We start from the raw sequence: 13,428 nt of genomic DNA, 5'->3' as shown, positions 1-13,428 counted from the left end.
GCTTATGGCAAAAGTGGTAAAAAAGAAACAAACGTCAAGTTTTGGTAAGTATATAAAATGGTTTTGGATATTGTTCGCCTCAGGTATAACATTGGTGGCGTTAATTTTCCTCTCTGCCTCTTGGGGTTTTTTCGGAGAATTACCTCCCTATGAGTATTTGGAAAATCCACAGACTAACCTTGCTTCCCAGATAATTTCTTCAGACGGTAATCTTTTGGGTAAGTTTTATTTGGACGACAACCGTACCGACGTAAAGTTTGAAGACTTACCAGAGAACTTGGTCAATGCACTTGTGGCGACCGAAGATGCCCGTTTTCATGATCATTCAGGAATAGATTTTAGAGGGACTGTTCGGGCATTTTTCTTTTTGGGTACAAGGGGAGGTGCCAGTACCATTAGCCAACAGTTGGCACGTCAACTTTTTGTTGGGGTCCGTTCTAGGAATAAACTGGAAACATTACAGCAAAAAATTAAGGAATGGGTTCTGGCTACTAGATTGGAAAGAAGTTACACAAAGGAGGAAATCATAAGTATGTACTTTAATATTTATGATTTTGGGAATAATGCCGATGGTATCCGTTCTGCTGCCCGAATCTATTTTGGTAAAGAACCTAAGGATTTAAGGATTGAGGAATCTGCCATGTTGGTGGGGATGTTCAAAAACTCATCATTATTTAATCCTTTACGAAGGGAAGAAATGGTAAAAAACCGCCGGGATGTAGTTTTGGCCCAAATGGCTAAATATGATTACATCACAGAGCAAGAAAAAGATTCTTTGCAAGGTTTAAAAATGGATATCAATTTTAATCCAGAGAACCACAGAGAGGGCCTTGCCACTTATTTTAGGATGTATTTACAACGATTTATGAAAGATTGGATCGAAAAAAATCCTAAACTGGCTTTAGCTGGGGAAAGAGACCGCTACAATCTGTATTTAGATGGATTAAAAATTTACACCACCATAGATGCCAAAATGCAAGCAAATGCTGAGGATGCAGTATATGAACACATGAAAAATCTGCAAGCCGAGTTTTTTCATCAAAACACACCAGATAGAAATCCAACTGCCCCTTTCTTAGATTTAACCGATGAGGAGACTAATAGTATTATGGATCGGGCGATGAAAACTTCAGAACGTTGGAGAATAATGAAGGCATCGGGCAAGTCAGAAAAGGAAATCCGGGATTCTTTTAGCAAAAAAACAGAGATGACCGTCTTTGATTGGAATAGTGATACTAAGGAGAAGGATACAGTTATGACCCCTTTGGATTCCATACGTTATTATAAAACTTTCCTAAGGGCGTCAATGATGTCTATGGAACCACAAACCGGTCATGTAAAAGCATGGGTAGGCGGTATAAATTATAAGCATTTTCAATACGATAATGTTATTCAAGGAGCAAGACAAGCGGGTTCTACTTTTAAACCTTTTGTATATGCTGCCGCCATTGATCAATTGCGACTTTCACCTTGTGAAACCTTACCAGACACGCAATATTGTATTGAAGCGGATAAACATGGCAACCCAGAGCCTTGGTGTCCAAAAAATTCCGATGGTAAATATTCAGGAAAAGAGTTAACCTTAAAATCGGCATTGGCGAATTCAGTAAATACGGTTACCGCGCAATTAATTGATAAGGTTGGGCCAAAATCGGTAGTGTCAATTGTTAAGAATTTGGGTCTAACAGGAGACGTTCCTGAAGTACCTTCAATTGCTTTAGGCACGGTGGATGTTAATGTATATGAGATGGTGGGTGCCTATGGTGCCTTTGCCAATCAAGGTGTATATGTAAAACCTGTAATGGTGACTAGAATAGAGGATAAAAATGGCACAGTGCTTTATGAATATGTGCCAGAAACCAAGGATGTCTTGAGCAAGGAAGTTTCATATGCCATGATTGATTTAATGAAAGGGGTTACCCAAGGCGGTTCTGGTACGAGGCTTCGGCATACTTTCAATACGGAAAACACGGTGTACAAGGAGATTATTACTGGTTACCCGTATAACTTAACCAATCCTATTGCAGGTAAAACGGGTACTACGCAAAACCAAAGTGATGGTTGGTTCATGGGCATGGTGCCTAATTTGGTCACCGGTGTATGGGTGGGTGGTGAAGAGCGAGCCACACATTTTAAAAGTATTTTGTATGGCCAAGGAGCTTCAATGGCCCTACCTATCTGGGGTCTGTATATGACTAAAAATTATAAGGATAAGGATTTAGGTATCTCTATGGATGATTTTGAGAAACCAGAAGATATGAACATTGTTACAGATTGTGTAGAGTTTTTGGACAATCAACAAAAGGACATACAAATAGGGGACGATCTGGACGATTTGGATTTCTAAAAAGAGTATAAATTTCTGTATAAATAGAGGCCCTGGAGAACACTGGGGCCTTTTTATTTTATCATCTTAAAAATCGTTATTTTAGAGGGAATATTTAAAGAATAGAAATGATAAAAAAAACGGTTTCAAATGTGCATGAGGCCTTGGATGGTGTTTGTGATGGTATGACTTTAATGTTGGGAGGTTTTGGGCTTTGTGGTATCCCTGAAAAAGCCATTGATGAATTGGTTAGACTTGGGGTAAAGGATCTTACCTGTATTTCCAATAATGCTGGTGTTGATGATTTTGGTCTAGGTCTGCTTTTGCAAAAACGCCAGATTAGGAAAATGATATCTAGTTATGTTGGTGAAAATGATGAGTTTGAGCGTCAAATGTTGAGTGGTGAACTAGATGTAGAGCTAACACCGCAAGGTACTTTAGCTGAGAAGTGTAGAGCGGCTCAAGGCGGGTTTCCTGCTTTTTTTACTCCTGCTGGTTATGGCACAGAGGTAGCTGAAGGTAAGGAAACAAGGGAATTTAATGGTAAAATGTATGTCATGGAGGAAGCTTTTAATGCTAATTTCTCTTTTGTAAAGGCATGGAAAGGGGATGAGGCAGGCAATCTTATTTTTAAGGGAACCGCCAGAAACTTTAATCCCTGTATGTGTGGAGCTGCTAAAATAACTGTAGCAGAGGTGGAAGAGTTGGTTCCGGCAGGCGAATTAGATCCTAATGAAATTCATGTTCCTGGAATTTTTGTACAGCGAATATTTGAAGGTAAAGATTACGAAAAAAGAATTGAGCAAAGAACGGTAAGAAAGAGGGATTAGATTATGCTAGATAAAAACGGTATTGCGAGACGAATTGCAGAAGAAGTGAAGGATGGCTATTATGTGAATCTAGGAATAGGGATTCCCACATTGGTAGCAAATTTTGTAAGGGATGATATAAGTGTTGAGTTTCAAAGTGAAAATGGGGTACTAGGTATGGGACCATTTCCTTTTGAAGGTGATGAAGACGCTGATATTATAAATGCTGGGAAGCAAACGATAACAACCTTGCCTGGCGCATCATTTTTTGATTCGGCCACTAGTTTTAATATGATTCGAGGCCAGCATGTGGACTTAACCATTTTAGGCGCTATGGAGGTGGCTGAAAATGGTGATATTGCCAATTGGAAAATACCGGGCAAAATGGTTAAAGGTATGGGCGGGGCAATGGACTTGGTTGCCTCTGCAGAAGATATTATTGTTGCCATGATGCATACCAATAGGGCTGGTGAGTCCAAACTTTTAAAAAAATGTACACTTCCTTTAACTGGGGTACAATGTGTTAAAAAGATTGTAACCAACCTAGCAGTAATAGAAATTATTCCAGAAGGTTTTTTATTATTGGAAAGGGCACCTGGTGTGAGTGTGGAAGATATTAAAAAGGCTACAGAAGGCACATTAATTTGTAAAGGTGTGATTCCAGAAATGAAATTATAAATTGTTTTGTGGCTATTTTAAAGGCAAAAACATACCAGTTGTTTTTTCACAACATTTTGTAATATATTCACAACAATAATATAGAACTTAATTGCGTTAGTTATTATATTTATGTCGTAGAAATAATTAAATACCCACAATAACATATTTAAATTTAGCCAGAATGAACTCTCACAACCACATTGCGCCCGAAGAAAAAGTACAAGTTTACCGAAATGATTTTTTTAGTGGCATAATTCAGTTGACCAAAAAATTATTTATGCTATAGACTAATTCAATAAAATTGGTTTAAAGAGCAACTTCCCCAAGTTGCTCTTTTTTTTGCCTTTTTTCAACCAGTAAATCTTTACATGGCATATTATAGGGCAATTATAAAAAACAACATCAAGTATAGTAAGTTATACCACATGGAGATAACTTCTTACAACAAAATTATATAAGTAAGAAAAATATTACATATATTCATTTTAAATTTGGTTGATTTTATATGGAATATTGACGATGAAGTCTATCATATATCCTATCCTAGGACGGATTTCCCTGATGATGAGGTTAACATTGTTTCGGACAAAAACGTTTTTATGTAACATACATGTCAAGAAGTAGATTCGCTTTTAAATCTGTTAGCCTTAATTAAAAACACTCATATTACTTGGTTAATTTCCCCCGGAAGGAGCAATGTATATTGCTCCTTTTTTTATTTTAGTAGTATGCTACTGATCTATAAAAAATGCGAAATAAAAAACCTCAAGAAATTGGTGGAAATGTCCATTACTACCTTTACAGAAGCTTTTCAAAAAGATAATGACCCACAAGATTTTCAAGATTATCTTGCCAAAGCTTTTTCTGCGAATATCCTTAGGGAAGAATTATGTAATCCAGATAGCCATTTTTATTTTGTTCACCATAATGACAAGTTGGTTGGCTATTTCAAATTAAACTTTAACAGTGCTCAAACGGATATTAAATTAAAAGATACAGTTGAGCTAGAGCGTATATATGTTGTAAAGGCCCATCAAGGCAAAAAAATAGGCGCTGCCATCCTAAGTAAAGTTAAGGGGATGGTTTCCAATACCCAGAAATCATTTTTGTGGTTAGGCGTTTGGGAGCATAATGTAAATGCGATTAAGTTTTATAAGAAACATGGATTCTATCAATTTGGCACCCATCCTTATTTTATTGGAAAAGATGAACAAACAGATTGGTTAATGCGATTTGATTTGGTAAATTTCAATTCACAATAATAGATTTTTAATGAAGTACGGTTTGTTTTTTGTTTTTTCAGCTATTTGTTTTAACGTTTCACTGGCCCAAGTATATTTTCCTGAACCTAATTCTGTTTGGGAACAAGTATCACCTATAAATATGGGTCTTAATGAAAATAAGCTACAAAAGGCAGTATCTTTTGCTGAGGCAAATGAGTATTCTGGTTCCCGAGATTTACGAATTGCCATTTTAAAGGGTTTTGAAAGTGAGCCTTTTCATCAGATTTTGGGACCAACCAAAAAAAGGGGAGGTCCTGCAGGGCTAATTCTTAAAAACGGATATGTAGTAGCATCTTGGGGAGATATCAAACGCGTAGATATGACGTTTAGCGTTACTAAAAGTTTTTTGAGTACGATGGCGGGTCTTGCGGTTGATAGGGGTCTTATTGTTAACACAGATGATTTGGTAAAGGATTATTTATGGGACGGAACTTTCGGTGGTGAACATAATGGAAAAATAACTTGGAAGCATCTATTACAACAAAACTCTGCTTGGTCCGGAGAATTATGGGGAGGAAAAGATTGGGCGGATAGACCTCCAAAAAATGGAGGTATTGATGATTGGAAGTTTGAAATACCTAAAGAACCGGGAACATATATGGAGTATAATGATGTGCGTGTAAATGTTTTGGCCCATGCGCTTACCCATGTCTGGCGAAAACCTATGCCTTTAGTGTTAAAGGAGCAGATAATGGACCAAATAGGCGCTTCTACCACATGGCGATGGTTTGGTTATGATAATGCTTGGACAGAGATAGATGGTATTAAAATGAAATCCGTTACGGGAGGTGGTCATTCTGGTGCAGGAATATTTATTAGTGCGGAAGATATGGCACGCTTTGGCTTATTGTTTATGAATAATGGGAAATGGAAGGATAAGCAATTGATTAGCGAAACATGGGTGAATGAGGCACTTGAAGCATCACTACCTAATTCTAATTATGGGTATATGTGGTGGTTAAACAATAAAGGGGAACGTCATTGGGATGGCCTATCAGAAAACATTTTTTATGCGGCTGGTTTTGGAGGTAATTTTATTGTGATAGATAAAGAAAATGATTTGGTGGTAGTTACCAGATGGTTAGAGCCTTATAAAATTGCTGAATTTATGAATTTGGTAAATGCATCTTTGAATTAAAATGTGCATAAAATATCTAGTGCCTGTTTTAGCGTTTCGTCTTTTTTGGCAAAGCAAAACCGTAACATGTTATCATTTCGGTTATCCACATTAAAGGATGAAATTGGGATACAAGCTAGTTGATGACTAACTATCATTCTTTTTGCTAAGTCCTCATCCCTTTCATTTGATATATTGGAATAATCCAATAATTGAAAATAGGTGCCTTTTGATGGATTAAATCTAAATTTAGAATTTTTGAGTCCATCTAAAAACAAATCCCTTTTATGTTGATAAAAATCATTTAATTCTAAATAATGGTTGGGTGATTTAAGATACGTGGCAATAGCACGTTGTACGGGATGGTCAACACAAAACACGGCAAACTGGTGTACTTTTCTAATTTCTTCCATTAGCACTTCAGGAGCAACACAATATCCTATTTTCCAACCAGTCACATGAAAGGTTTTACCAAATGAAGCACAAACAATACTTCTTGATGCTAATTCAGGAAATCTAGATACACTTTCATGTTCATTATGATCAAAAATGATGTGCTCATAAACCTCATCGCTCAAAACAATAATATTGGTTTCCCTTAGAATCTCCTGCAATTGTAACATATCTTTTTTGTTGAGAATATGTCCAGTAGGGTTATGAGGGGTATTAATAATTATCATCCTAGTTTTTGACGATAGCCGCGATTTAAATTTGTCCCAATCTATTTGATATCCATCGGCATCTAATTGTACAAATACCGGAATCCCACCATTTAATTCTATGGCAGGCTCATAGCAATCATAGGCGGGTTTAAAAAGAATTACCTCATCTCCAGGATGTACGAATGCAGATATTGCCGTAAAAATGGCCTGGGTTGCACCCACGGTGACGGTTATTTCGCTTTCGGGATGATAGGTTTTTCCATGCATTGATTCAATCTTTTCAGAAATAATCTCTCTTAGGCCATAAAAACCGGGCATGGATGCATATTGGTTATGCCCTTGCTTCATAGCATTGGAAACCAAGTTTATAAGATTTTTGTCAGTTTCAAAATTTGGAAATCCCTGTGACAAATCTATAGCATGGTGCTGTCTGGCCAAATTGCCTACTGTAGTGAATATAGTAGTTTTAACATTTGGTAATTTTGATGTAAAAGCGTTTTTTAATTTCATCCCAATAAAAATAAGGAATAAAACTTTTGGTCATAATTGATTTTTAGTAACCCACTAAGATGTCTTTACGGATAGCAAGTGGGTAATCACTTTTTGGATGCAGAAGTCCAAAGATTTTTTAATATCACTTTCCCAAAAACGAAACACTGTATACCCAAGTTCATTTAATTTTTGATTCACTTCTGTGTCCCGTTGCATATTGCGCTCTATTTTAGCAATCCAAAATTCCCTGTTAGTTTTTATTTTCGGCTTGCGTTCATCCCAATTATAGCCATGCCAAAATTCACCATCAATAAAAATTATGGTTTTATATTTAATGAGTACAATATCCGGCTTACCAATCAATTTTTTATAGTCTATTCTATACCTATAGCCCGAGGCATATAAAGCTTTTCTAAAAACAAGCTCGGGTTTAGTGTTCCTGCCTTTTATTTTGCTCATTATTTTAGAGCGCTGTGGTGTAGTGTAGAAACCGGATTCCTCATTAAATCGCGGTACTTTTATTGGTTCTTTGGGATATTCTTTAGGCATATCTTAAAAATAAAAAATCCCGAACCTTTACGGCCGGGATTTTGAATAATTTATGATTGTACCTTAATCTTTAACGTTGGCCATTAAATATTCACGGTTCATTCTAGCTATATTTTCAAGTGAAATTCCTTTTGGGCATTCAATTTCACAAGCTCCTGTATTAGTACAGTTACCGAAACCTTCTAAATCCATCTGTGCCACCATGTTCTTTACGCGGTCAACTGCTTCTATACGGCCTTGTGGCAGTAATGCATATTGAGAAACTTTTGCACCTACGAAAAGCATTGCCGATGCATTTTTACAACTGGCTACACAAGCACCACAACCAATACAAGTAGCGGCATCCATAGCTTCATCTGCTGCATGCTTAGAAATTAAAGTAGCATTGGCATCCTGTGTATTACCAGAAGTATTTACAGAAATATAACCACCTGCATGTTGAATTCTGTCAAAAGAACTTCTGTCAACCACCAAATCCTTAATCACAGGAAATGCTTTTGCCCTAAATGGTTCTATAGTAATGGTGTCACCATTTTTGAACATACGCATATGTAATTGGCATGTCGTTACGCCTCTATCAGGGCCATGTGCTTCACCGTTTATAAACATTGAACACATACCACAAATACCTTCGCGACAATCATGGTCAAAAGCAACTGGCTCTTCTCCTTTATTGATCAATTGTTCGTTTAAAACATCCATCATTTCCAAAAAGGACATGTGTTCAGATATTTCTGTTACTTTATAATCGACCATTGAACCTTTATCTTTTGGTCCTTTTTGTCTCCAGATTTTTAACGTCAGATTCATATTTTTTAGTTTTTGATTGTTAGTTGTTCGTTGTTGGTTTTTATAAAAACCAGCAACTAGCAACCATCAACTACTTATAACTTCTTTGTTTTAATTCAATTTCGTTGAACTCTAATTGCTCTTTATGTAAAACAGCGTCAGATGGTTCACCTTTAAATTCCCAAGCGGAAACATATGCAAAATCTGCATCATTACGTTTGGCTTCTCCTTGTTGTTCTCCATCTAGTTCAACAGACTCCTCCCTAAAGTGCCCACCACATGATTCTTCTCTAACTAAGGCATCTTTGGCAAACAATTCCCCTAATTCTAAAAAGTCGGCTACTCGGCCCGCCTTCTCAAGTTCGGCATTTAGTTCATTTGCGGTTCCAGGAACACTTACATTCTTATAGAAATCTTCGCGTAAGGCTTTAATTTCTACCATTGCTTCTTTTAAACCTTGTGCATTACGGGACATTCCGCATTTATCCCACATGATTTTACCTAATCTTTTATGGTAATAATCAACAGAACGGGAACCTTTATTGTTAATGAAGAAATCAATCTTGTCTTTAACAGATTTTTCTGCTTCATCGAATTCTGGGGTATCCGTTGCTATCTTGCCAGTACGAATTTCATGCGAAAGATAATCTCCAATGGTGTAAGGCAATACAAAATATCCATCCGCTAATCCTTGCATTAAAGCAGAAGCCCCAAGTCTGTTGGCACCATGATCAGAGAAATTTGCTTCCCCGATACAGTAAAGACCTTCAACCGTAGTCATCAAATTATAATCAACCCAAACTCCGCCCATTGTATAGTGTACTGCAGGGTAAATCATCATTGGTGTTTTATATGGATCTTGATCTACGATCTTCTCATACATTTGGAAGAGGTTACCGTACTTGGCTTTTACGATAGCGGCACCTAACTCATATATTTTTTCTGGGGATGCATTATTGATATTATGAATTTTGGCCTGCTCCGCACCATATCGTTGAATAGCGGCAGCAAAATCTAAATAAACGGCTTCTCCTGTAGCATTAACGCCATAGCCAGCATCACAACGTTCTTTTGCAGCTCTGGAGGCAACATCACGCGGTACCAGGTTACCAAATGCCGGGTAACGACGTTCTAAGTAGTAATCTCTTTCATCTTCGGACAAATCGGTCGGTTTTTTCTTGCCTTCACGAATTGCCTTTACATCTTCTAGACTTTTAGGAACCCAAATACGACCATCATTACGCAAAGACTCTGACATCAATGTTAATTTAGATTGATAGTCTCCAGAACGAGGTATACATGTTGGGTGAATCTGAGTGTAACAAGGATTCGCAAAGAATGCCCCTTTTTTATGTATTTTCCAAGCAGCAGTTGCATTAGATCCCATTGCATTGGTTGAAAGGAAATAAACGTTTCCATACCCACCGGAAGCTATAACAACGGCATGTGCAGAATGGCGTTCAATTTCACCAGTAACCAAATTACGAGCGATAATACCACGAGCTTTTCCGTTTACCTTAACAACATCTAACATTTCATGACGGTTGAACGGGGTAATTTTACCTCGCGCAATTTGTCTGTTCATTGCTGAATATGCACCTAACAATAATTGTTGTCCGGTTTGTCCTTTAGCATAAAATGTACGGGATACCAAAACACCACCAAAAGAACGGTTGTCTAATAATCCACCATAATCACGGGCAAAAGGAACACCTTGAGCAACACACTGATCAATTATATTGCCAGAAACTTCTGCCAAACGGTAAACGTTTGCTTCTCTAGATCGGTAGTCACCACCCTTTACAGTATCATAAAATAAACGATAAGTAGAGTCACCATCACCTTGGTAATTCTTTGCGGCATTGATACCACCCTGTGCTGCAATGGAATGTGCCCTTCTTGGTGAATCTTGATAGCAAAACGTTTTTACGTTATACCCTAATTCTGCTAAAGTAGCAGCGGCAGAACCACCAGCTAATCCTGTACCAACCACAATAACATCTATATTACGTTTGTTGGCAGGGTTTACCAAATCTATATGGTTCTTATAATCAGTCCATTTCGTTTTCAACGGACCTTTAGGTACTTTTGAGTCTAATACAGACATAAGTAATAGGTATTAATGATTAAAATGATGATAAAGGGCAATGAAAATAAATCCTAAGGGAATAATGATTGCATAGGCCTTACCAAACAATTGTAGTTTTTCTTTTCTCATACTTGTTGCTCCTGCCGATTGGAAAGCAGAGCTGAAACCATGCATAAGGTGTAGTGATAAGAACACAAACGCTACCACATAAGCTCCTACACGTAATGGATTAATAAATTTGTGTGTTAACTCTTCGTAATAACGATATCCTTCACCATCGGCTAACAGTCCAGACATATCCCCTTCTATAAATTTAGTATTGATTTCAGGTATCCAAAAATCAATAAAATGTAGCACCAAGAAGGCTAAAATGGCCAAACCACTATAAATCATGTTTCTACTCATCCACGATGAATTTGCAGCACCATTGTTTTTGGCATACTTTTTTACCCTTGCGCCCCTGTTTTTGGCCTCAAGGATAAAACCCATTACAAAATGGTAGATTACCCCAAATATCAAAACCGGTTGCAACAGATATTGAACTGCCCAAAAAGTTCCCATAAAATGGGATGCTTCATTAAATGCGTTTGGACTAAAGACAGACAAAATGTTAATGGCAAAATGCTGAAGAAGAAAAATCATTAAAAAAAAAGCAGAAAGGGCCATAGCATATTTCCTGCCTATTGAAGATTTAAAAAATCCGCTCATTAGTTTTTAGTTTTGCCAACAAATTTACTGCACAGGTAAGTTATTAACAAGTTTTCAAACGGTTTAGTATATTATTTAGACCCATTTTGATCATGACAAAATTTACTGTTTATTTTATTTCAAAAAAAATACCCGTTTTACCTCATTTTATTAAACAAAATTATTTTTGGCATTTGTCAAAATTGGAAATACTAATTCGTAATTTCTATTTTTAAGAATTGAATAATGACCACTAACAAACGATAATGGATATTGCACTGCTTTCAGTTGGTTTAAATGTATACTCAACAAAAAGACTTAAGGAGGAAGCTGAAAAGTTAGGTCACTACGTTGAAGTAATAGACCACACCAAGTGTTCGGTTGCACTTGGCTCTGCCTTCCCAAAAATTTATTTTATGGGTGAGGATATTGGGAGAGCTTATGATGCCATTATTCCGAGAATAGGCGCAAAGGTGACCAAACATGGCGTGGCTATTGTTAAGCAATTTGAAATGAACGGTGTATTTAGTGCGGCTAGGTCATTAAGTATTAGCAGGGCTAGAAACAAAATAAAGACCCTTCAGATTTTGGCAGGAAAGGGCATTCCCATTCCTTACACCCTCTTTTCTATAAACCCCGATAATATTCAAGAACAGATTGACGCCTTGGGTGGTGCTCCTGTTATAATTAAAATACAGGAGGGGACACAAGGTTTAGGTGTTATTTTGGCGGAAACCACCAAATCTGCCAGATCTATTATCGATACTTTTTATAAAATGGACACGAGTATACTTATCCAAGAGTATATCGCAGAAAGTAATGGAGAGGATATTCGTATCATAGTTATAGGTCTGAAAGTAGTTGCCAGTATGAAAAGAATTAGTATTCAAGACGAATTTAGGTCAAATGTACATCGAGGTGGTACGGTGCAAAAAGTGAAACTCACTAGTAAGGAAAAAGAGATAGCTATTAATGCAGCCAAATATCTAGGTCTTGGAGTTGCAGGGGTTGATATACTACGATCAAAAAAAGGTCCATTATTGATAGAGGTAAACGCATCACCCGGTTTGCAAGGTATTGAAAGTGCTACAGGAGTTAATGTTGCTAGGGCAGTTATAGAATTTGTGCAAAATAATGTAGGAATAAGAAATTAGGGTCGTTGCAATAATGCATGATTAAAAATTAACTATTTACCCTTCCATATCCTTTAATTGGATTTCCAATGCCTTTGTTGACAATTGAACTTCTATAAACGATAAAACCAAGGATATCATTAAAGCAAATAAACTAATGCCAAATATTAGGTTTGCCCAAAAAGACAATGCAACATATATTAAAGACATCGTTATTACTGCCAAGAGAAAACTTAGGATTGCAGTGGCTTGCATATTTTTTATGATCGTTAATCTTTTCCTTAATTTTTGTACTTGCAACCCAATGGATTTTGAATTGGTTTCCTCATATTTTTGATAAAGCTGCCTTATTAATGCGGCTATAGCTAAATATCGTGCATTATAGGCCAACATGGTTAATGATATTGCTGGGAAAAGTAGGGCAGGTATTCCTAAAGTAAGTTCCATAAAGGAGAAATTTAAGTTTTAATTTTAATCTGTTGCGATTCCAAAATAGGTCCAGCTTACATCTTCTTCAAAAGGGTTGGTTTGTGCATGCAATTCCCCAGGGGCTATAGTTATACAGTGACCTGAAGTAAGTTCATGTTCTACGCCATTTACCTCAAAAATAACTTTGCCTTTTTGAATGTAAAATACTTCATACATGGTATCATGTTTGTGTAAATTTACACGTTGGCCTGGTTTAAAAACAGCGGTTCCAAACATCATTAATTGAGGAATTTCGCCATTACCAATAAGCGTTTTTTTCTTGATTTCTGGATCATGACTAACACCTTGCTCAGGTAGATTGTGCCAATCAACTATTTTCATCTTTTAGCGGTTAATTCTATTT

General features: G+C 36.9%; 13 protein-coding genes. 6 read left to right on the top strand and 7 right to left on the bottom strand.

All coding sequences use genetic code 11. The features are described from left to right. Window positions 1-4 precede the first annotated feature (4 nt). The 5 genes from ACOCEA_RS04205 (at window position 5) to ACOCEA_RS04185 (ending at window position 6,216) form a co-directional block, all read left to right on the top strand. Window positions 5-2,347, top strand: coding sequence for a penicillin-binding protein 1A (locus ACOCEA_RS04205; RefSeq protein ID WP_420754946.1), 2,343 nt, complete (start codon window positions 5-7; stop codon window positions 2,345-2,347). 107 nt (window positions 2,348-2,454) lie between these two features. Next, window positions 2,455-3,156, top strand: a complete 702-nt coding sequence (locus tag ACOCEA_RS04200; RefSeq protein WP_420754945.1) for a CoA transferase subunit A — start codon at window positions 2,455-2,457, stop codon at window positions 3,154-3,156. A gap of 3 nt (window positions 3,157-3,159) precedes the next feature. Then, the gene (locus tag ACOCEA_RS04195) at window positions 3,160-3,813 is read left to right on the top strand and encodes a 3-oxoacid CoA-transferase subunit B (RefSeq protein ID WP_420754944.1); all 654 of its coding nucleotides are present in this window, start codon (window positions 3,160-3,162) and stop codon (window positions 3,811-3,813) included. A 764-nt stretch (window positions 3,814-4,577) separates the two neighbouring features. Beyond that, window positions 4,578-5,057 (top strand): GNAT family N-acetyltransferase, encoded by a 480-nt coding sequence (locus ACOCEA_RS04190; RefSeq protein ID WP_420754943.1) that lies wholly within the window; start codon window positions 4,578-4,580, stop codon window positions 5,055-5,057. A gap of 10 nt (window positions 5,058-5,067) precedes the next feature. Next, entirely contained in the window at window positions 5,068-6,216 is a 1,149-nt protein-coding gene (locus tag ACOCEA_RS04185; RefSeq protein WP_420754942.1) for a serine hydrolase domain-containing protein, read from the top strand. Here the strand turns inward: ACOCEA_RS04185 and ACOCEA_RS04180 are convergent. The 5 genes from ACOCEA_RS04180 to ACOCEA_RS04160 all read right to left on the bottom strand — a co-directional run bounded on the left by ACOCEA_RS04180 (window position 6,213) and on the right by ACOCEA_RS04160 (window position 11,484). Continuing rightward, on the bottom strand, window positions 6,213-7,367 hold the full coding sequence (locus ACOCEA_RS04180; protein WP_420754941.1) for a methionine aminotransferase: 1,155 nt from the start codon (window positions 7,365-7,367) through the stop codon (window positions 6,213-6,215). The genes ACOCEA_RS04185 and ACOCEA_RS04180 overlap by 4 nt on opposite strands. A gap of 54 nt (window positions 7,368-7,421) precedes the next feature. Then, window positions 7,422-7,898, bottom strand: coding sequence for a very short patch repair endonuclease (locus ACOCEA_RS04175; RefSeq protein WP_420754940.1), 477 nt, complete (start codon window positions 7,896-7,898; stop codon window positions 7,422-7,424). A 63-nt stretch (window positions 7,899-7,961) separates the two neighbouring features. Further along, entirely contained in the window at window positions 7,962-8,708 is a 747-nt protein-coding gene (locus ACOCEA_RS04170) for a succinate dehydrogenase/fumarate reductase iron-sulfur subunit (protein ID WP_420754939.1), read from the bottom strand. A 70-nt stretch (window positions 8,709-8,778) separates the two neighbouring features. Continuing rightward, window positions 8,779-10,794 carry a fumarate reductase/succinate dehydrogenase flavoprotein subunit gene (locus ACOCEA_RS04165; protein ID WP_420754938.1) on the bottom strand — a complete coding sequence of 672 codons (2,016 nt, stop codon included), beginning with the start codon at window positions 10,792-10,794 and terminating at the stop codon, window positions 8,779-8,781. 12 nt (window positions 10,795-10,806) lie between these two features. Continuing rightward, complete coding sequence (locus ACOCEA_RS04160) at window positions 10,807-11,484, bottom strand: succinate dehydrogenase cytochrome b subunit (protein ID WP_420754937.1); 678 nt, start codon at window positions 11,482-11,484, stop codon at window positions 10,807-10,809. Window positions 11,485-11,729: 245 nt separating this feature from the next. Between ACOCEA_RS04160 and ACOCEA_RS04155 the strand changes: the two genes are divergently transcribed. After that, window positions 11,730-12,617, top strand: coding sequence for a RimK family alpha-L-glutamate ligase (locus tag ACOCEA_RS04155; RefSeq protein WP_420754936.1), 888 nt, complete (start codon window positions 11,730-11,732; stop codon window positions 12,615-12,617). 36 nt (window positions 12,618-12,653) lie between these two features. On the opposite strand, the gene ACOCEA_RS04150 is transcribed toward ACOCEA_RS04155, so the two are convergent. Then, window positions 12,654-13,043: a DUF2721 domain-containing protein gene (locus ACOCEA_RS04150; RefSeq protein WP_420754935.1), complete on the bottom strand. Its 390-nt coding sequence runs from the start codon at window positions 13,041-13,043 to the stop codon at window positions 12,654-12,656. 24 nt (window positions 13,044-13,067) lie between these two features. Beyond that, window positions 13,068-13,406, bottom strand: a complete 339-nt coding sequence (locus ACOCEA_RS04145; protein ID WP_420754934.1) for a cupin domain-containing protein — start codon at window positions 13,404-13,406, stop codon at window positions 13,068-13,070. Between the last annotated feature and the right edge of the window lie 22 nt (window positions 13,407-13,428).

It is taken from the genome of Maribacter luteocoastalis (assembly GCF_048890225.1).
In the GTDB taxonomy this organism is placed as follows: domain Bacteria; phylum Bacteroidota; class Bacteroidia; order Flavobacteriales; family Flavobacteriaceae; genus Maribacter; species Maribacter luteocoastalis.
This window is presented reverse-complemented; position numbering and strand designations above follow the sequence as displayed.